Origin of the sequence: Pseudomonas sp. SL4(2022), from assembly GCF_026625725.1 — a bacterium.
Taxonomy (GTDB): Bacteria; Pseudomonadota; Gammaproteobacteria; order Pseudomonadales; family Pseudomonadaceae; genus Aquipseudomonas.
The window spans coordinates 3,616,888-3,635,079 of record NZ_CP113060.1; the positions used below are offsets into that span (position 1 = coordinate 3,616,888).

General features: G+C 59.0%; 18 protein-coding genes and 1 tRNA gene. 11 read left to right on the forward strand and 8 right to left on the reverse strand.

The window, feature by feature from the left end; genetic code table 11:
* From OU997_RS17185 to OU997_RS17195, 3 genes are read left to right on the forward strand one after another with little or no spacing between them, the layout of a single operon-like run.
* A complete protein-coding gene (locus tag OU997_RS17185) occupies positions 1 to 3,477 on the forward strand; it encodes a DEAD/DEAH box helicase family protein (RefSeq protein ID WP_267807729.1) in 3,477 nt (1,158 codons plus the stop codon).
* Complete coding sequence (locus OU997_RS17190) at positions 3,477 to 4,268, forward strand: Fic family protein (protein ID WP_267807730.1); 792 nt, start codon at positions 3,477 to 3,479, stop codon at positions 4,266 to 4,268. The genes OU997_RS17185 and OU997_RS17190 overlap by 1 nt, the downstream gene beginning before the upstream one ends.
* Before the next feature lie 13 nt (positions 4,269 to 4,281).
* The gene (locus OU997_RS17195; RefSeq protein WP_267807732.1) at positions 4,282 to 4,479 is read left to right on the forward strand and encodes a Fic family protein; all 198 of its coding nucleotides are present in this window, start codon (positions 4,282 to 4,284) and stop codon (positions 4,477 to 4,479) included.
* Positions 4,480 to 4,567: 88 nt separating this feature from the next.
* Here OU997_RS17195 and OU997_RS17200 read toward each other — a convergent pair whose 3' ends face one another.
* Positions 4,568 to 5,575, reverse strand: a complete 1,008-nt coding sequence (locus OU997_RS17200; protein WP_267807733.1) for an NADP-dependent oxidoreductase — start codon at positions 5,573 to 5,575, stop codon at positions 4,568 to 4,570.
* A 224-nt stretch (positions 5,576 to 5,799) separates the two neighbouring features.
* On the opposite strand from OU997_RS17200, the gene OU997_RS17205 reads away from it, so the two are divergent.
* Both OU997_RS17205 and OU997_RS17210 read left to right on the forward strand, forming a co-directional pair.
* A complete protein-coding gene (locus tag OU997_RS17205; protein WP_108486506.1) occupies positions 5,800 to 6,561 on the forward strand; it encodes an SDR family oxidoreductase in 762 nt (253 codons plus the stop codon).
* A 151-nt stretch (positions 6,562 to 6,712) separates the two neighbouring features.
* Positions 6,713 to 7,597 (forward strand): bile acid:sodium symporter family protein, encoded by an 885-nt coding sequence (locus tag OU997_RS17210; protein WP_108486505.1) that lies wholly within the window; start codon positions 6,713 to 6,715, stop codon positions 7,595 to 7,597.
* Positions 7,598 to 7,645: 48 nt separating this feature from the next.
* On the opposite strand, the gene OU997_RS17215 is transcribed toward OU997_RS17210, so the two are convergent.
* Positions 7,646 to 9,079, reverse strand: a complete 1,434-nt coding sequence (locus OU997_RS17215; protein ID WP_108486504.1) for a M48 family metalloprotease — start codon at positions 9,077 to 9,079, stop codon at positions 7,646 to 7,648.
* A gap of 106 nt (positions 9,080 to 9,185) precedes the next feature.
* On the opposite strand from OU997_RS17215, the gene OU997_RS17220 reads away from it, so the two are divergent.
* Together OU997_RS17220 and OU997_RS17225 are read left to right on the forward strand one after the other, a co-directional pair.
* Entirely contained in the window at positions 9,186 to 9,437 is a 252-nt protein-coding gene (locus OU997_RS17220) for a sulfurtransferase TusA family protein (protein ID WP_108486503.1), read from the forward strand.
* Positions 9,438 to 9,469: 32 nt separating this feature from the next.
* Entirely contained in the window at positions 9,470 to 10,534 is a 1,065-nt protein-coding gene (locus OU997_RS17225) for an AI-2E family transporter (RefSeq protein ID WP_267807736.1), read from the forward strand.
* A gap of 53 nt (positions 10,535 to 10,587) precedes the next feature.
* Here the strand turns inward: OU997_RS17225 and OU997_RS17230 are convergent, their stop codons facing one another.
* Positions 10,588 to 11,061: a peroxiredoxin gene (locus tag OU997_RS17230; RefSeq protein WP_267809929.1), complete on the reverse strand. Its 474-nt coding sequence runs from the start codon at positions 11,059 to 11,061 to the stop codon at positions 10,588 to 10,590.
* A 14-nt stretch (positions 11,062 to 11,075) separates the two neighbouring features.
* Positions 11,076 to 11,633: a glycine cleavage system protein R gene (locus OU997_RS17235; protein ID WP_108486501.1), complete on the reverse strand. Its 558-nt coding sequence runs from the start codon at positions 11,631 to 11,633 to the stop codon at positions 11,076 to 11,078.
* A 226-nt stretch (positions 11,634 to 11,859) separates the two neighbouring features.
* On the opposite strand from OU997_RS17235, the gene dapA reads away from it, so the two are divergent.
* The 4 genes from dapA to OU997_RS17255 all read left to right on the forward strand — a co-directional run bounded on the left by dapA (position 11,860) and on the right by OU997_RS17255 (position 15,116).
* Positions 11,860 to 12,738, forward strand: a complete 879-nt coding sequence (gene dapA, locus OU997_RS17240; RefSeq protein WP_108486500.1) for a 4-hydroxy-tetrahydrodipicolinate synthase — start codon at positions 11,860 to 11,862, stop codon at positions 12,736 to 12,738.
* A 17-nt stretch (positions 12,739 to 12,755) separates the two neighbouring features.
* The gene (gene bamC, locus OU997_RS17245) at positions 12,756 to 13,874 is read left to right on the forward strand and encodes an outer membrane protein assembly factor BamC (protein WP_108486499.1); all 1,119 of its coding nucleotides are present in this window, start codon (positions 12,756 to 12,758) and stop codon (positions 13,872 to 13,874) included.
* Positions 13,875 to 13,961: 87 nt separating this feature from the next.
* Positions 13,962 to 14,831 (forward strand): phosphoribosylaminoimidazolesuccinocarboxamide synthase, encoded by an 870-nt coding sequence (locus OU997_RS17250; RefSeq protein WP_108486498.1) that lies wholly within the window; start codon positions 13,962 to 13,964, stop codon positions 14,829 to 14,831.
* Between the two features lie 195 nt (positions 14,832 to 15,026).
* Positions 15,027 to 15,116, forward strand: a tRNA-Ser gene (locus OU997_RS17255).
* Positions 15,117 to 15,215: 99 nt separating this feature from the next.
* Here the strand turns inward: OU997_RS17255 and OU997_RS17260 are convergent.
* From OU997_RS17260 to OU997_RS17275, 4 genes are all read right to left on the reverse strand, one after another.
* On the reverse strand, positions 15,216 to 15,500 hold the full coding sequence (locus OU997_RS17260; RefSeq protein WP_267807739.1) for a type II toxin-antitoxin system RelE/ParE family toxin: 285 nt from the start codon (positions 15,498 to 15,500) through the stop codon (positions 15,216 to 15,218).
* A complete protein-coding gene (locus OU997_RS17265) occupies positions 15,500 to 15,775 on the reverse strand; it encodes an antitoxin of toxin-antitoxin stability system (RefSeq protein ID WP_267807740.1) in 276 nt (91 codons plus the stop codon). Before OU997_RS17265 ends, OU997_RS17260 begins: the two co-directional genes overlap by 1 nt.
* Before the next feature lie 95 nt (positions 15,776 to 15,870).
* Positions 15,871 to 16,890, reverse strand: coding sequence for a tyrosine-type recombinase/integrase (locus OU997_RS17270; RefSeq protein WP_267807741.1), 1,020 nt, complete (start codon positions 16,888 to 16,890; stop codon positions 15,871 to 15,873).
* A complete protein-coding gene (locus OU997_RS17275; protein ID WP_267807743.1) occupies positions 16,890 to 18,170 on the reverse strand; it encodes a hypothetical protein in 1,281 nt (426 codons plus the stop codon). The genes OU997_RS17270 and OU997_RS17275 overlap by 1 nt, the downstream gene beginning before the upstream one ends.
* Positions 18,171 to 18,192 lie beyond the last annotated feature (22 nt).

Sequence of the window (18,192 nt, forward strand, 5' to 3'; positions counted from 1 at the left end):
GTGAGCAATTTCCAGTTCCTTGCCTCCGAGTTCAAAACCCTGTTCGAGCCGGCCAAGGGCGCAGAACAGCTGGTGTACTCCGATCCGCGCGCCTGTTGTATGCGCACCCGCCATGCCCTGGAGCAAGCGGTGCATTGGCTCTATGAGCATGACCGTGACCTGCGCATGCCTTACGACAATGGCCTTAATCTGCTGCTAACGCAGGTGGAGTTCGTGCACCTGCTGCCGCCGCAGATTCATCAGAAGGCGCGGCTGATTCAGAAGCTGGGCAACCAGGCCGTGCATGGCAATCAGCCGATCAGCTCCAGCGATGCGATGAAGCTGGTGCGCGAGCTGTTTCATCTGCTGTTCTGGCTGGCGCGCACCTATACCCGCGCCAGCGACCCTAAAAGCATCGACGCGGCGTTCGACGAACAGAACGTGCCGAAACTGGTCAGCGTCAGCGATGCGGCGGCCTTTACCCGTGAAGAGCTGAAAAAACAGGAAGCCAAGTTCCAGCAACAGATTGCCGCCCAGCACGGCACTCTGGAGGCCCGCGAGGCGGCGATTGCCGAGCAGGCTGCCAGCCTGAGCGAGCGTGAGGCGCTGCTGGCCAAGCTGGATGCCGAGCTGGTGGCCACCCGTGCGGCACTGGCCCAGGCCAAGGCGGCGAATATCGCCGTGCCGGACAGCCACGACTACGACGAGGCCGACACCCGCCGTCTGTTTATCGACGTGCTGCTGCGCGAGGCCGGCTGGGAGTTGGGCAAGAACGCCGACGCCGAAGTGCCGGTCAGTGGCATGCCCAACGCGCAGGGCGAGGGCTCTGTCGATTACGTGCTGTGGGGTGCCAACGGCAAACCGCTGGCGGTGGTGGAGGCCAAGCGCAGCCTCAAAGACCCGGACGTGGGCCAGCAGCAAGCCAAGCTGTATGCCGATTGCCTGGAAGCCGAGAAAGGCCAGCGACCGCTGATTTTCTACAGTAACGGCAACCACACCTGGCTGTGGGACGACCGCCGTGCTCCGCCCCGCGAGGTGCAGGGGTTTTATACCCGCGATGAGCTGGAGCTGGCGATCCAGCGGCGCAGCCTGCAAACCGACCTGCGCGAGCTGCCGATCAATAGTGAGATTGTCGAGCGTACCTATCAGCACCGGGCGATTCGGGCGATGACCGAGTCCCTCAGTCAGGGCCGCCGCGCCGGTTTGCTGACCATGGCCACCGGCACCGGCAAGACGCGCATGTCAATTGCTCTGGTCGAGCTGTTGATGCGCGGCAACTGGGTCAAGCGCGTGCTGTTCCTGGCTGACCGGGTGTCCCTGGTCAATCAGGCTACGAATGCCTTCAAGGCGTTTTTGCCGGACTCCAGCCCGGTCAATCTGGTGACCGACAAGCACGGCCAGGGGCGGGTGTACCTGTGTACCTATCCGACCATGATGGGCTTGATCGAGCAGATGGAGGGCGACCGGCGCAAGTATGGCGTTGGCCACTTCGACCTGATCGTGATCGACGAGGCGCACCGCAGCGTGTACCAGAAGTACGGTGCGATCTTCCGCTACTTCGACAGCTATCTTGTGGGCCTGACCGCCACCCCGCGTGACGAAGTGGACCGCGATACCTATCACCTGTTCGGCCTGGAAACGGGCGTACCGACCGATGCTTACGGCCTGAATGAGGCGGTGGAGGATGGCTATCTGGTGCCGCCCACTGCCTATTCGGTGCCGATCAAGTTCGTGCGCGAAGGTATCCGTTACGACCAGCTCAGCGATGAGGAGAAAGAACACTGGGAGTCGCTGGACTGGGGCGATTACAGCGCCGAGGGCGACACACCCACCGAGGTGTTGGCCTCGGAGGTCAACAAGCAGCTGTTCAACGAGCCAACTGTTGATCTGATGCTCAAGCACCTGATGCAGAACGGCCTGAAGGTCGAGGGCGGCGACAAGCTCGGCAAGACCATCATTTTTGCGGTGAACCAGAAGCACGCCGACTTTATCGCCCGGCGCTTCAACCATCACTATCCGCACTTCAATGGCGAGTTTGCGCGGGTTATCACTCATGCGGTGAGTTATGCGCAGACCCTGATCGATGACTTCGGCAGCAAGCTTAACAAGCTGCCGCAGATCGCCATTTCGGTGGACATGCTCGACACCGGCATCGACGTGCCGCAGGTGCTGAACCTGGTGTTCTTCAAGGCGGTGCGCTCGAAGGTGAAGTTCCTGCAGATGATCGGGCGCGGCACGCGGCTGTGCCCGGATCTGTTTGCGCCGGGTGTGCATAAACGCGAGTTCGCCATCTTCGATTTCTGCGGCAATTTCGAATATTTCAACGAAAACCCCAAGGGCGCACTGGGTGGCGTGGCGGAACCTTTGGGCAAGCGCTTGTTCAAGGGGCGCCTGGATCTGCTGGCGCTGTTGGCGTCGAAGAACGTGCGCGAGCCTGGGAACCTGGCGGAGTCCAGCGGCCAGTACGATGCCTTTGTCGAGCTGCGCACGGAGTTGACCAACGAGCTGCACGACGAAGTCGCGGCGATGAACCCGGACAACTTCATCGTCCGTACTGAGCTGGAACACGTAACCCGATTTGCCGAGCGTGAGGTGTGGAATGCCCTGGATGAGGCGGCGCTGGGTGAGCTGCGCAGCCACGTCGCCGGTCTGCCGAGTGAGCGTGCGGCTGAGCACATCACCGCCAAGTTGTTCGATCTGGTCTGCCTGAACCTGCAACTGGCGTTGCTGCGTTCAACCAGCGACTTCATCACCTATCGTGACAAGGTGGTCGAGCTGGCCAGTCAGCTGGAAGTGATGGATAGCATTCCGGCGGTACACGCCGAGCTGGCGTTGCTGCAGGAGGTGCAAACCGAGGAATACTGGCAGGACATTCGCTTGCCGATGCTTGAGCAACTGCGCCGCCGGATGCGTGAGCTGATCAAGTTTATCGAGCGCCGCCCGAGCAACCCGGTGTACAGCGTGCTGAGCGATGAGATTGGCGAGGCGACGGTGGTCAATCTGAAAGACTTCAACACCGGCATCAACCTGGAGCAGTACCGGAAAAAGGTTGAAGCCTATATTCGCGCCAACGAGAACCATGTGGCCATCGCCAGGCTCAAGTTCAACCGCCCGCTGACGCCGAGCGACCTGAACGAGCTGGAGCATTTCGTCTATGAGTCGGAACCGGTGCAGAGCCGCGAGCAATTCGAGCAGTGCTATGGCGTTGACCAGCCGCTGACCCTGCTGATCCGCTCATTGGTGGGCTTGGACCGCAACGCCGCCAAAGAGGCTTTCGGTCAATTCCTCGACGAGAACCGCTACAACAGCCAGCAGATTCGCTTTGTCGAAATGATCATCGAGCGCCTCACTCGGCAGGGCGTGATGGAAGCCGGGCAACTCTACGAACCGCCGTTTACCGCACTGCACCATGAGGGCCTGGATGGTGCCTTTGGCGATGCCGATGCCAACGCCATTGTGGCGGTGATCGCGGCTATCAAGCGGAGTGCGGCCGCGTAATGGCCTATCAGCCCCCCTTTACGCTAAACGGCAGCATTCTGTCGTTGGTGGCGGAGATTGCGCAAAGTGTCGGCCGCTTGAGCGCGCAACCGGAGCATGCCAATGCGTTGCGCTTGCGGCGGATCAACCGTATCCGCACTGTTCAGGGCTCGCTGGCGATTGAGGGGAATACGCTGAGCGAGGAGCAGATCACCGCGATCCTCGACGGTAAGCGCATCATCGCCCCGCCCAAGGATGTGCAGGAAGCGCGAAATGCGCTGGCTGTTTACGAGCTACTGGAGGCTTTGCAGCCCGCGAGTGAACAGCATCTGCTTGAGGCTCACGCGCTGCTGATAAAAGGTCTGATCGATGATGCCGGGCATTATCGCCAGGGCGGTGTTGGCGTGATGAAGGGAGATCAGGTGGTGCACATGGCTCCACCGGCCAATCGCGTCAGCAAGCTAATGCGTGATCTGCTGCAGTGGCTGGAAACAACCGATCAGCCCCCTCTGATTGCCAGTTGCGTCTTTCACTACGAGTTCGAATTTATCCACCCCTTTGCCGATGGCAATGGGCGTATGGGCAGGTTGTGGCAAACCTTGATCCTAAGCCGTTGGCAGCCAATGTTCGCGCATGTGCCGGTGGAAAGTCTGGTGCACGCGCATCAAGCCGAGTACTACGCGGCTATCAATGACAGCATCCAGCAAGCCGACAGCGCACCGTTTATTGTGTTTATGTTGAGCATGCTGCGTGATGCGATTCTTAGCGTGAGCCCCCAAGCCACGCCTCAAGTCACCCCCCCAAGTCGCTGAGCTGCTCAAACATGTGGTCGGCGAGGTCAGCCGTGAGAAGCTTCAAGCTGCGCTGGGCCTGGCTGACCGCAAGTCTTTCCGCGAGCGCTATCTGCGTCCGGCGCTGGATGCCGGACTGATTGCCATGACCCGGCCGGACAAGCCCAACAGTCGCCTGCAGTGTTATTGCCTGACGGAGCTGGGTAAGCAGGCTCAAGTGGCACCGGCATAACTTTATGCGTTGGTGCCTGATTGAGCGGCAGCTGGGGCAATTTCTCGTGGCTTAAAGCCTCTCTGAAACCAGTTTTGAGATCTTGGCGTTACTCGACCTTAAGCACCAGCTTGCCGAAGTTCTCGCCACTGAACAGCCTGAGCAAGGTTTCCGGGAAGGTGGTCAGGCCGCTGACGATGTCTTCCTTGGATTTGAGTTTGCCGCTGGCCAGCCAGCCGCCCATCTCCGCTGCTGCTTCGGCAAAACGCGGGGCGTAGGTCATCACCACCATGCCTTCCATGCGTGCGCTGTTGACCAGCAGATTGAGGTAGTTAGCCGGGCCTTTGACCGCCTGTTTGTTGTTGTACTGGCTGATCGCGCCACAGATCACCACACGTGCCTTGAAGGCCAAGCGGGTGAGCACGGCATCCAGAATGTCGCCGCCGACGTTATCGAAGTAGACATCCACGCCTTTCGGGCACTCGCGCTTGAGGCCGGCAATCAGGTCTTCGCTTTTGTAGTCGATGGCGCCATCGAAACCCAGCTCATCGATGAGGAACTTGCATTTGTCCGCGCCGCCAGCGATGCCGACCACACGGCAGCCCTTGAGCTTGGCGATCTGCCCGGCGACGCTGCCGACCGCGCCGGCTGCACCGGAAATTACCACCGTTTCACCGGCTTTCGGCGCGCCGACATCGAGTAAAGCGAAGTAGGCGGTCATGCCGGTCATGCCCAGTGCCGAGAGGTACAGCGGCAGCGGCGCGCGCTTGGGGTCGACCTTGTAGAACCCGCGCGGCTCGCCGAGAAAGTAGTCCTGCACGCCCAGCGCACCGTTGACGAAATCGCCCACGGCAAAGTCCGGGTGCTGCGAGGCCAGCACTTCACCCACGCCGAGGGCGCGCATCACTTCGCCAATGCCCACCGGCGGAATATACGACTTGGCATCATTCATCCAGCCGCGCATGGCCGGGTCCAGCGACAGGTAGGCGTTCTTCACCAGAATCTGGCCGGGGCCGGGTTCACCGACGCTGCTTTCGACATAGCTGAACGTCTCACGGCTGGGCAGGCCGACCGGGCGTTGGGCAAGCAGGAATTGGCGGTTGAGTGGGGCGGTCATGGCAGGTACTCACTGAACGGAAAGACTGTTGATAGCCCGTGCTGGCCAGTGGGGCAAGGTTTGCCCGTGGGCCGAATGCTTGTAAATCCATTCGAGTGATAGCCGTGCTGGGGTGTTAATCACTTATTTCGATGGGGCTATCACCAGCACTTTGATAGTGCTGCCTTGGGGCCGGGGAGCTGATTAGACTCAGCGCAGTTTTTAATCCTTGCGAGGACACGCAGATGAGCTTGAGCTTTTCCGGCCGGGTTGCCCTGGTCACCGGTGGTGCAGCGGGTATTGGTCGTGCCACGGCACTGGCATTCGCCAACGAAGGCCTGCAGGTGGTGGTGTCCGACGTTGATATCGACGGGGGCGAAGCGACTGTCGCGCTGATCCGCGAAGCGGGCGGCGATGCGCTGTTTGTCCGTTGCGACGTGACCCGCGATGCCGAGGTCAAAGTACTGATGGAGCGCACCTTGGGCGCCTACGGCCGCCTGGATTATGCCTTCAACAATGCCGGTATCGAGATCGAGAAGGGCAAGCTGGCCGAGGGCAGCGAAAGCGAGTTCGATGCCATTATGGGCGTCAACGTCAAAGGCGTGTGGCTGTGCATGAAGCACCAGATCCCGCTGCTGCTGGCCCAAGGCGGTGGTGCCATCGTCAATACCGCGTCGGTCGCCGGCTTGGGCGCGGCACCGAAAATGAGCATCTACAGCGCGTCCAAACACGCGGTGATCGGCCTGACCAAATCCGCTGCTGTTGAATACGCAAAGAAGAAAGTGCGGGTCAACGCCGTATGCCCGGCGGTGATCGACACTGACATGTTCCGCCGCGCCTATGAAGCCGACCCGAAGAAGGGCGAGTTCGCGGCCGCCATGCATCCAGTCGGGCGCATCGGTAAGGTCGAGGAAATCGCCACCGCCGTGCTGTATCTGTGCTGTGACAACGCAGCATTTACCACTGGTCACGCGCTGGCAGTGGACGGTGGGGCAACGGCAATCTGACGCTCAGCTGTCGCGATAAAAAAGGTGCCCTTGTGGCACCTTTTTACATATAGGCCTCCCAGGTCGGGCAATTGGCCGCTAAAGTCACTGCGAACGCCATCACGCTCTCGCCAGAATCGTCGCGCTGTCCCGATCCCGGAGTAAAACAATAATGACCGCTGATCCGTTACTGACCCTGTTTCTCCCCATTGCCCTGGGCATCATCATGCTTGGTCTGGGCTTGTCGCTGACCCTGGCGGATTTTGCTCGGGTGGTGAAATTCCCCAAACCGGTGCTGATCGGACTGGCGTGCCAGCTGTTGCTGCTGCCGCTGGTGTGTTTCTTCCTGGCCAAGGCCTTTGGTCTGGCCCCTGCGCTTGCTGTTGGTCTGATGCTGCTTGCGGCCTCGCCGGGCGGCACCACGGCCAATCTCTACAGCCATTTGGCCCATGGCGATGTGGCGCTGAATATCACCCTGACGGCGGTCAACTCGGTGATTGCGGTGCTGACCATGCCGCTGATCGTCAACCTGTCGTTGGCCTACTTTATGGAAGGTGATCAGGCCCTGCCGCTGCAGTTCACCAAGGTGGTGCAGGTGTTTGTCATCGTGCTCGGCCCTGTGGCCATCGGCATTTGGATACGCAGCCGTTTCCCCGGGTTTGCGGAACGGATGGAAAAGCCGGTGAAGATCATCTCCGCGCTGTTTCTGCTGATCATCATCATCCTGGCGGTGGTCAAGGATTGGCAGACGTTCGTTGACTACGCACCGCTGGTGGGCGGTGCGGCACTGGCGTTCAACTTGATCAGCCTGGCGGTGGGCTACTGGGTGCCGCGTTTGTGCAAGCTGAGCCTGCGCCAGTCGATTGCCATCGGCATGGAGATCGGCATTCACAACGGCACCCTGGCGATAGCCCTGGCCCTGAGCCCGATGCTGTTGAATAACGCCACCATGTCGATCCCGGCGGCGATCTACAGCATCATCATGTTCTTCACCGCCGCGGCTTTCGGCTGGTGGGTGAACATGGCGCATGGCAACCAACTCAAGGCCAGTGATTAGCGGACCTCTCAGCCCCCATAAGCCAAGTAAAGGCGTGTGGGGGCGGGCTTAACGCAACATCTGTTCGATGATGCGTTTCTCTTCCATCAGTTCGCGCTGCCGTGCGTCGATGCGCGAGGCCAATTGGAAGTTGTTACTGGCTCGGCGTTTGGCAAAGTCGAGTTGTTCCAGGGCCTGGTTGTAATCGCCGACCAAGGCAAAGAATTCCCCGCGAGCTTGATGCAGGCCGATGGTATTACCGGCCAGACCCCGTACTTCCGCCACCTGATACCAGACGTCTGGATCCTTGCCGCGGGTTTTTAGCAGCTCGTTCAGGGCACGTTCGGCTTCTTGGGTACGGGTTTGTTTCATCAACAGATCAATATGCGCCTGGTTAACCGGGTAGTTGCTCGGGTACAGGCTCAATAAGTGATCAATGCGCTTTTGTGCGTCGCTCAAGCGGTTGGCAGCCATGTCCAACTCGATCTGTGCCAAGTTGTAAGTGACATCGTTTGGGGCGCTGGCAAGCAGGGGTTGTAGGGCTTCGCGGGCGTCCTTGTGTTGACCACTTTTTATTTGCGCAATCGCCAGGCCATAGCGGGCCGCATCCAGCTTGGGGTTTTCGTCGAGCATATTGCGAAAACGCTTGGCGGCGACCCCAGGGGTTTCCTCGTAGATCAACTGAACGCGGGCGCGCATCAGCTGATAGCGCACACTGTCGGTAATGCCTTTGGCGGTGTACTGCTCGGCGCGGTTGCGGGTGTCGGCAATACGTGATTCCGACACCGGGTGGGTCAGCAGAAATTCAGGTGGTTTGCGGTCATAGCGGTACTGACGCATCAGGCGTTCGAACATGCTGGGCATGGCGCGGGGGTCAAAGCCGGCCTTTTCCAGGTTGACCAGACCGATGCGGTCAGCTTCCTGCTCATTCTGTCGGGAGAAGCGTCGTTGTTCCTGCAACGCGGCTGCCTGCGTCGAAGCTATGGCTGCGATGCCCAGATCTCCGGCACCTGCGGCCGCAGCGACGATACCGGCGAGTAGTCCGGCCATGACCGGGAGCTGCATGCGCTGTTGCGCTTCCAGGCCGCGGGCGAAGTGGCGCTGCGACAAGTGCGCCAGTTCGTGAGCCATGACCGAGGCGTACTCGGCTTCAGTCTGAGCGTAAAGAAACAGGCCGCCATTGACCCCTACAATCCCGCCCGGAGCGGCAAATGCGTTGATCTGCGGGCTGTTGAGCAAGACGAACTCCAGGCGTCGATCCTGCAACTGACTGGTTTCGCTGAGGCGATACACGCTGGTTTCGACGAAGTCCTTGAGTTGCGGATCATCGAGTTGGCTGACTTGGCCTCGCAGCAGGCTCAGCCAGGCACGGCCGAGCTGATGTTCTTGTTGGGGGGATACGATGGCGGAGCTGGCGTCGCCAAGGGACGGCAGATCACTGGCCATGCCGGGGGTTGCCAGTAGGCTGGCTAGCGTCAACAGGGTAGGGCGCAGAAGGCTCATGCACAAAGCTCTTGTCGAACAAAGGCGCTACTGTAGCTGCCAGGCCACGGTGCTGGCCAGGGTTGTGCGGCCTTGGTTATCCTTGCGGCCCTCTTGGAGTGAATAAATGACTGATATGCAATGGCGCGCCGAAGATTTCGATGCGCATCTGGATGCCTGCGGGCTTAACTGTCCGCTGCCTCTGCTCAAGGCCAAGCTGGAGCTCAATCGCCTGGCCAGTGGCGCGGTGCTCAAGGTCGAAGCCACTGATGCCGGCTCGCAGCGGGATTTTCGTGCCTTCGCCAGCCTGGCGGGGCATAGTCTGTTGCATGAAGAGGTTGATGGGGGGGTGTATCGCTATTGGCTACGCAAGGCGTAGCTCCTGCTCGAATGCTTGGTTGAGGAATAACGATGTTCAAAGTGTTACAGAATTGGTTGCATCGCTATTTCTCCGATGAGCAAGCCGTGGTGCTGGGCCTTCTGCTGGTGGTGGGGTTTGCCGCGATTTTGACCCTGGGCGGCATGCTGGCACCAGTGCTGACCGGCTTGGTGTTGGCATTTCTGATGCAGGGGTTGGTGAATGCCTTTGAGCGTCTGCGTTTGCCGCAAGTGGTGGCTGTGTGGCTGGTGTTTACTCTGTTTTTAAGCATGCTAGGGCTGTTTCTGTTGGTGTTGATGCCACTGCTTTGGCAGCAGTTGAGCACTTTGTTCAATGAGCTGCCGCGCATGCTTGGCGAGTGGCAGTCGCTGTTTCTGTTGCTGCCGGAGCGTTACCCGACGCTGATTACTGATGTGCAGGTGCTGCAGTTAATTGAGGGCGTGCGGGGTGAGGTTGGCAAGTTTGGCCAGTGGGCACTGTCGTTTTCCTTATCGAGCTTGCCGATGCTGGTCAGCATCATGATCTACCTCGTGCTGGTGCCGATTCTGGTGTTCTTCTTCCTCAAGGATCGCGAGCTGATCAGTGCGTGGTTTCGTGGTTATCTGCCGCGTGAACGTGCGTTGATCACTCAAGTGGCAGAGGAGATGAACCAGCAGATTGCCAACTATATTCGTGGCAAGGTGATCGAAATCATTATCTGTGGCGTGGTCACCTACATCGCGTTTGCCTACTTGGGGCTTAACTACGCCGCGCTGCTGGCCTTGTTGGTCGGTCTGTCGGTGGTAGTGCCATATATCGGCGCTGTGGTGGTCACTGTGCCGGTGGCGCTGATCGGGCTCTTCCAGTGGGGCTTTGGCGACCAGTTTATCTACCTGATGGTGGTCTACGGGATTATCCAGGCGCTGGATGGCAATGTATTGGTGCCGTTGCTGTTTTCCGAGGCGGTCAACCTGCACCCGGTGGCGATCATCTGTGCCGTGTTGCTGTTTGGCGGCATGTGGGGGTTTTGGGGCGTGTTCTTTGCCATTCCGTTGGCCACGCTGTTTAAAGCGGTGATCGATGCCTGGCCGCGCAGCGAGCCACTTGAGGCTGCGTAAATTGCAGGCAGAAAAAAGCCGGTCGAGTGACCGGCTTTTTAGTTTGGTGACTGTCAGGCCTTGTGCAGTGCCTGGGCAGCGGCCAGCACGGCCTCTACATGGCCGGGCACTTTGACGGCTCGCCATTCCTGACGCAATACGCCGTCTTTGTCGATCAGGAAGGTGCTGCGGTCAACGCCCAGGTACTCCTTGCCATAGAGCTTCTTCAGTTTGATCACATCGAACAGTTGGCACACGGCCTCGTCCTTGTCGGAGATCAGCTCGAAGGGAAACGCCTGTTTGCACTTGAAGTTCTCATGGGACTTAAGGCTGTCTCTGGATACACCCAACACCAGGGTGTTGGCAGCCTGAAACGCCGGGTAGTGGTCACGAAATCCCTGACCTTCGGTGGTGCAGCCTGGCGTGCTGTCCTTCGGGTAGAAGTAGATCACCACTTGCTGGCCTTTGAGTGCGGACAGTTGGACGGTCTGACCGCTGGTGGCTTCTGCCTGGAAATCTGCAACCGGGGTGTCGAGTGCAACAGCCATCATCTACTGCTCCTTTATGGGTTCTGTGGACGCCAGGGCTCAATCAACGCATCGAGGTTCAGCGCATCGGCGAAGTCGAGAAACTGATCGCGCAACCAGCTGATCTGCGTCCCGGCTGGCAGGGTCACAGTCAGGGTAGCGTTGAGCATGGTGCCGCCGGTCTGTGGGGCCAGGTAGGTGTCACAGGTAAGGTTCTCCAGTTCGACGTGGTGGTCGATAAAGAACTGGCACAGTTCGTTGAGAATGTCCGGACGGTAGGCCGAGCTGACATACGCCACATAGGGCAGAGCCTGCGGGCGGCTATCCGAGGCGGAACTGCGGATCACGTTGACCGAGAAGCTGTGTTTCTTGGCCAGTGCCGGCAGGCTCGATTCCAGGCGCGCCAGTGCGTCCCAGCTGCCGGATATCTGCAAGACCAACGCGCTGTACTCGCCGTGTCGGCTCAGGCGAGTGCTGACCACGGCGCAACGGTTCTCGTGACTGGTACGGCAGAGCACATTGGTCAGCTCCATGGCATTGGGGCCAAGGGCGCTGATAAGCAGAAATTGTTCGCGAACTGGGGGGGTGGACATGCAGCCTTCCTAAACGATAAGCGGTCGACCTGCTTGCACAGTGTCGATCAAAGCCGGAAGGGTAGCGAAAAGCACCGCTAAGGGGAATGCCGGCGGGCCTTGGTGATGAGGAATCTGCCGCGTTTGTCTGATAAAGATTGTATACGCGTTGCCTCGGGACTTCGCTTGTGCAAGGCAGGTGGCCCCAGTACCATTACGGCTCTCTTTTTCCGGCAGGAGCGGTTGCATGATTGCGGGCAGTATGGTGGCACTGGTTACGCCCATGGATGCGCAAGGCGGTCTTGATTGGGACGGCCTGAGCAAACTGGTGGATTTCCACCTGCAAGAGGGCACCAACGCCATCGTCGCGGTCGGCACCACGGGTGAGTCCGCCACGCTTGACGTGGGTGAACACGTAGAAGTGATCCGGCGCGTGGTCGATCAGGTTGCCGGGCGCATCCCCGTTATCGCCGGTACTGGTGGCAACTCCACCCGCGAATCGGTCGAACTGACCCGCGCTGCCAAAGAGGTTGGTGCCGATGCCTGCCTGCTGGTGACCCCGTATTACAACAAGCCGACCCAGGAAGGCCTGTACCTGCACTTCCGCCACATCGCCGAGTCGGTGGCCATCCCACAGATTCTCTACAACGTGCCAGGCCGTACCGTCTGCGACATGCTGCCGGAGACGGTTGAGCGTCTGGCCAAGATCGACAACATCATCGGTATCAAGGAAGCCACTGGCGACCTGCAACGCGGCCAGGAAGTACTGGATCGTGTGAGCAAGGATTTCCTGGTCTATTCCGGTGACGACGCCACAGCCGTTGAACTGATGCTGATGGGCGGCAAGGGTAATATCTCGGTAACCGCCAACGTCGCCCCGCGTGCGATGAGTGATCTGTGCGCCGCAGCCATGCGTGGTGAAGCCGCCATCGCGCGCGCCATCAATGATCGTCTGATGCCGCTGCACAAGGCGCTGTTTATCGAATCCAACCCGATTCCGGTGAAATGGGCTCTGCATGAAATGGGTTTGATGCCAGACGGTATTCGTCTGCCACTGACCTGGCTCAGCCCACGTTGTCATGAACCGCTGCGTCAGGCCCTGCGCCAGTCCGGCGTATTGGTTTAATTGAGGAATTACTGCGCATGAAGCGACTCACCGGACTCTCCACCCTGGCCCTGATCATCGCTGGTACCAGTGGTTGCGGCTGGATCTATGGCGAAAACGGCTATTTCCGTGACCGTGGTAGCGACTACCTCGAAGCCCGTCAGACGGCCACGATGCAAATGCCGCCAAACGTCGACGCCAAGCGTATCGACCCACTGTTGCCCGTGCCGCAGCAGGTTGCCACCACCACCGATACCGGCGAATTTATCGTGCCGCGCCCGCAAGCCCTGGCTGTGACCGGTGATGCCAGCGAGTTCAGTCTGCAGAAGAGCGGCGAGTCGCGCTGGGTTGTGGCGCAGCGCGTACCGGCCGAAGTCTGGCCTGTGGCGCGTCAGTTCTTTGCTGACAACGGCTTCCAGATTGCAGAAGAGCGTCCGCAGACTGGCGAGTTCAGCACCGCTTGGCAGCGTTTTGATGCACTGTCCGAATCCATGGCGCGTCGTCTGAGCAGCCGTGTATCTGGCGTAAATCCGGATGCCGAAACCCGTGTGCGGGTGCGTATCGAACCGGGTGTGCAGCGCAATACCAGCGAAATCTTCGTGGTCAGCGCCGAGCGTCCAGCTGGCAGCACTGCCGATGTCGCGTTCACCAACCGCAGCAGCAACCCAAGCCTGGATGCCGCGCTGCTCGATGAAATGCTCGTGACCCTGGCGCGCAGCGCCGAGCAGGGTGGTTCGGTCTCCTTGCTGGCTGCTCGTGATTACGACGCACCGAACCGCGTTAGCTTGTCTGAAGACGGCAACGGCAACCCGGTGTTGAGCCTGGGTGCTGATTTCGACCGCGCCTGGTCCGGCGTTGGGCGCTCACTGGAAATGGCGGATGTCCGTATCGACGACATCAACCGCAGCCTGGGTGTGTACTACATCAACCTGGCCGAGCGTGCGCAGAAGCCGGACGACAAGCCTGGCTTCTTCGGTAGCGTGTTCGGCAGCGCGCCGAGCAAGGAAGAGATCGACGCCCGTGCCGAGCGCTATCAGGTACGCCTGACTGCTGTTGGCGACAGCGTGCAGGTCACCGTGGAAAAAGACCTCAACACCATTGCTCCCGCCGACGTGGCGCGCAAGGTGCTGGACCTGATCCAGGAAAACCTTGGCTGACAGCAGGCAACTGCTGCACCGGCACTACCAATAGGCGAAACCCGGCGGGTTTCGCCTGTTTTGTTTACCAAAGGCGGAAATTCCGACATGAGCACAGCCACTACCCTGAGCCTGAAGAAAATCTATTCGGGCAAAGTCCGTGATCTTTACGAGATCGACGACAAACGCATGCTGATGGTCGCCACCGACCGCCTTTCGGCATTCGACGTGATCCTCAGCGAGCCGATTCCGGAAAAGGGCAAGATCCTCACCGCCATCTCCAACTTCTGGTTCGACAAACTCAAGGATTTGGTGCCCAACCACTTCACCGGCGACAAGGTTGAAGACATCGTCCCCGCCGCCGAACTGCCTCTGGTGGAAGGCCGCGCAGTCGTCGCCAAGCGTCTTAAGCCGGTCGCGGTAGAGGCCATCGTACGTGGCTACATCGTTGGCTCCGGTTGGAAGGAATATCAAAAGAGCGGCACCGTCTGCGGCATTCAACTGCCTGCGGGCCTCAAAGAAGCGGCCAAACTGCCGCAGCCGATCTTCACCCCCTCCACCAAGGCCGCCGTGGGAGACCACGACGAGAACATCAGTTTCGAGCAATGCGAAGCGATCATCGGCGCCGAGCTGGCCGCCAAAGTGCGTGACACCTCGATTGCCCTGTACAGCGCAGCGGTTGAATACGCAGCCACGCGCGGCATCATCATCGCCGACACCAAGTTCGAATTCGGCCTGGACGAAGACGGCACCCTGACTCTGATGGACGAAGCCCTGACGCCAGACTCCAGCCGTTTCTGGCCGGCAGACAGCTATGCAGAAGGCAAGAATCCGCCAAGCTTCGACAAACAGTTTGTGCGTGACTGGCTGGAATCCACCGGCTGGAACAAAGAACCACCAGCCCCCGCAGTGCCTGCCGACGTCGCGCAGAAAACCGCCGACAAATACCGCGAAGCCCTGACGCGCCTGACCGTCTAAGTCGCAGCAATGCGCGCGTAAGCGCGATACAGAGGGGCGCTACGGCGCCCCTTTTTGTGGGCGATTGTTTAGCCTCCACCCGCCAGAATGTGCCGCTGGTCATCGCCTTTGATCGCAAGCATCTGAAAGTATGTGAAAAATTTCAAAACTGGGGTTCGCCAAACGCACTTCAGCTGTTATCATGCGCGCCGCCACGGGAAGATGCCGGAGTGGCCGAACGGGACGGATTCGAAATCCGTTGTATCAGCGATGGTACCTAGGGTTCAAATCCCTATCTTCCCGCCATATAGATTGTCTAAGCCCCTGAAATTCCTAGAGTTTCGGGGGCTTTTTCGTTTCAGGATGGGCAGGTGTCGAAGAAGTGTCGAAAGCTGGGGTAGGGCGTTAGCTTTGGAGCGGAGGCCACATTCTGGCAACGTGCACCAGGGCGAGAATCCAGACACCGTCACTCTCGGTCTGATAGATCAGGCGGTAGTTTTCGTGAGGTATTAGCTCGCGGGTGCCGACAACTGTTCCAAGTCGCCCTCTTTGCGGAAAGTCAGCAAGGGTGGAAGCAGCCGCGCTGAATAGTTCATCCATATGCACGGCAGCGGCAGGGTTATCGGCGGCGATGTATTCCCAGATATCCAGACGATCCTGTAGAGCCTCGGGTGTCCAAATAACCTTCATCAGTTCCCTTGAGCCTTAGCACGGCGAGCGGCGAATTCTGCTTCTACATCATCATTCGATCGACCACGGCCAGCCTCGACCGATGCCCTGGCTGCAGCAACCTTACGTTGCACGAATTCATCATGCTCTTTGGCCTGTTGCTGCTGGCGGATGAAATCGCGCATGAGGTCACGCATCACTTGTGAGGCCGGCAGGTGTGCGGCTTGAGCGGCTGCCATGAATCCTTCGCGTAGCTCGGGTTCCAACTTCAAATTGAAAACGGCTTCTTTGGCCATGGTGCGTAACCCCTAAGTAAATTCGTATCTACAACGTATATACGTTGTATGCATGCTAAACAATGCACGCCGCATAGGAAAGCACAGGTCATCGGTTATGGTTGAGGTGTGATGATGCTGAGAAAGCGCTGATTGTCGCTAGCTGGGCCGAATTTGACAGCATCCTGCAGGTGATCGGGTGCAAGGTGTGTATAGCGCATGGTCATGGCCAAGGTGGTATGGCCCAGGATCTTCTGCAGCGTGAGGATGTTGCCGCCGTTCATGACGAAATGACTGGCGAAGGTATGCCGCAGGACGTGCGATGACTGGCCAGCCGGAACCGGTATGCAAGATTCAGCCAGAGCCTTATCAAAGCTGTTGAGGCAGTTGCTGAACTGGCCGTGCTGTTTGAAGTGTCGGTGTATCTGCTGTTCCAGTTCCAGGGCGACTGGGATCGAGCGGACGCGCTTGCCTTTGGTGTTCACGAACGTAACCAGCTGGTTGCGTACCTTTTCAGGTGTCAGTGCCTGAGCTTCACCCCATCGAGCACCCGTAGCCAAGCAGATGGCCGCGATCATGGCGACGTGAGGTGTCCGGCAATAGCTGTGGATGGTGGCAAACAGTTTTCCAATCTGCTGATCGGTCAGGTAGGTCAGTTCCTTTTCTTGCAGGCGAAGAGGGCGGACACGCGCCAGCGGGTTTGCATAGTCAATGTCACTGAGCTGGAACAGCACATTGAATACGGAGCGCAGATAGCCAAGACGATTGTTTAAGGTCTTGGGGTTGGCACCAGCCTTGAGCGCGTTGGTTCTGTACTCGGCGTAATCATTACCCGTCAGCTTAATGGCTATCGGATTGCCCAAGTCTTTTGCGAGCATATCAAGCAAACGGCGGCGGGCCTCACCATCTGAAAGCGTGTGTGCATGCAGTGTTGCCCATCGGTCGATAAGGTCACTCAGGCGGCGTGTGTCCTTGGGTTTCGGTGACCAAGCAGGGGTGTCTATGACCTTGGCACGGCACGTTGCCTCAAAGCGCTGGGCCTCGCCCTTGGTCTTGAAGGTCTTACGGAAGCGCTTGCCTTTGATCGGCTCTACATCGACCTTCCAGCGCCCGTCAGGCTGTTGTTCGATAGCCATTAGACGGCACGCCCCCAACGGACATGGCGTTCTTCAAGGATGCCTTTGATGTGCTTATACAGCCCGTCTTCATCCATGCCCTTGGCGGCATAGTGGTCACGTATCACTGGCCAGCATTCCCAATCCTTAAGCCGGTGAAATGCCCGTCTAGCGCCCACTCTCTCCCGTGCCAGCAGGCTTACGAAGTTTCCCAGGAAGAGTTCCACGTTCTTGCCCGAGAAGCCCCGTGAGGTTTTGTAATAGCGCTTGTACTCGGTGTCATCCAGCAGCGAATCAACCGGGAGGTCTACCCGCACGTCTTCACGGATCAACGTCCAGATCGGCGCGAAGTAGCCTGGGCGGCAGAGCAACTTGAACTGGCGTAGGCCGTAGCGCCAAAGGCCGTCCAAATGACCTGCAAAGGCTGCAAATGAGCGTGTGTCGATTGGCTGACCGGTGCGCACGTCCATGGAGCCGCTGGCGAATTGCTGGATCACGGAATGGTGATAGCGCAGCTCTACACGCCAAACGTCCTGGGCTGAGTTGTAGTTGTCGGGGTCGGTTTCGTCGAAGCTGTCACGGCGACGCCAAACGCTTTCCCAGTAGTCGAGCTTGTCGGTGGCCTTGGCCTGCAGGGTTTTGTTGTAGATGCCAAGCTGAACACCTGATGCAGAGCCAAAGATATACGACTGGCCTTTGCCGTAGCTGGCCGACTCAAGGGTCCACTGAATCTCTTTAATGCCCGAAATATCGCGTGTAGCCCTGGCGCGACAGTGCATCTGTGCAACCAGTTCGTCAGGTGGCGTCCAACCCTGCAGGTCTAACGCGAGGTGTACGGCGCACTGGTTGATTTCAACGTGGGTCAGAACCTGGGAGGCGTAGAAATCTAACCGGGCCTGCAGACGCTCAGGCGACAGGCTATCGATTGCATGGGGTGACACTTCGATTTTCAGGTGTGGGCCGATGTTTTCAAACTTGGCGTTGAAGTTCTTCACCAACAGGATGATGCCAAGGTCAGCATTCTGCAGTTTGAACTGATACCCGGAGTCTTTACCTACACGGCCTGAATGCCAGCGCTGACCGGCGAAATCAACCAGGGTGCCCGGATTCTCAAACAGTGCCATGATTTCCGGGCGGATCATGCCCCGGTACAACTGGCGCACGGTATCGACGCCACAGCGGAGCAGGCGAACGCCTGACAGGTCGGTCAGCGCAGCAGATGCCGCATCGATAAACAGGCGACCTGTCGCAGACTCCAGCCCGGTCAGTCGATCAAGTCTTCTTTGGTCTTTAACGCTCATCTGTTTTTCCTTTATTAACCAG

Bases quoted from the DNA above. Each gene is read 5' to 3' on its own strand.
- OU997_RS17190 (WP_267807730.1), top strand. From the start codon at position 3,477: ATGGCCTATCAGCCCCCCTTTACGCTAAACGGCAGCATTCTGTCGTTG.
- OU997_RS17200 (WP_267807733.1), bottom strand. From the start codon at position 5,575: ATGACCGCCCCACTCAACCGCCAATTCCTGCTTGCCCAACGCCCGGTC.
- OU997_RS17205 (WP_108486506.1), top strand. From the start codon at position 5,800: ATGAGCTTGAGCTTTTCCGGCCGGGTTGCCCTGGTCACCGGTGGTGCA.
- OU997_RS17210 (WP_108486505.1), top strand. From the start codon at position 6,713: ATGACCGCTGATCCGTTACTGACCCTGTTTCTCCCCATTGCCCTGGGC.
- OU997_RS17215 (WP_108486504.1), bottom strand. From the start codon at position 9,079: ATGAGCCTTCTGCGCCCTACCCTGTTGACGCTAGCCAGCCTACTGGCA.
- OU997_RS17220 (WP_108486503.1), top strand. From the start codon at position 9,186: ATGACTGATATGCAATGGCGCGCCGAAGATTTCGATGCGCATCTGGAT.
- OU997_RS17225 (WP_267807736.1), top strand. From the start codon at position 9,470: ATGTTCAAAGTGTTACAGAATTGGTTGCATCGCTATTTCTCCGATGAG.
- OU997_RS17230 (WP_267809929.1), bottom strand. From the start codon at position 11,061: ATGGCTGTTGCACTCGACACCCCGGTTGCAGATTTCCAGGCAGAAGCC.
- OU997_RS17235 (WP_108486501.1), bottom strand. From the start codon at position 11,633: ATGTCCACCCCCCCAGTTCGCGAACAATTTCTGCTTATCAGCGCCCTT.
- dapA (WP_108486500.1), top strand. From the start codon at position 11,860: ATGATTGCGGGCAGTATGGTGGCACTGGTTACGCCCATGGATGCGCAA.
- bamC (WP_108486499.1), top strand. From the start codon at position 12,756: ATGAAGCGACTCACCGGACTCTCCACCCTGGCCCTGATCATCGCTGGT.
- OU997_RS17250 (WP_108486498.1), top strand. From the start codon at position 13,962: ATGAGCACAGCCACTACCCTGAGCCTGAAGAAAATCTATTCGGGCAAA.
- OU997_RS17260 (WP_267807739.1), bottom strand. From the start codon at position 15,500: ATGAAGGTTATTTGGACACCCGAGGCTCTACAGGATCGTCTGGATATC.
- OU997_RS17265 (WP_267807740.1), bottom strand. From the start codon at position 15,775: ATGGCCAAAGAAGCCGTTTTCAATTTGAAGTTGGAACCCGAGCTACGC.
- OU997_RS17270 (WP_267807741.1), bottom strand. From the start codon at position 16,890: ATGGCTATCGAACAACAGCCTGACGGGCGCTGGAAGGTCGATGTAGAG.
- OU997_RS17275 (WP_267807743.1), bottom strand. From the start codon at position 18,170: ATGAGCGTTAAAGACCAAAGAAGACTTGATCGACTGACCGGGCTGGAG.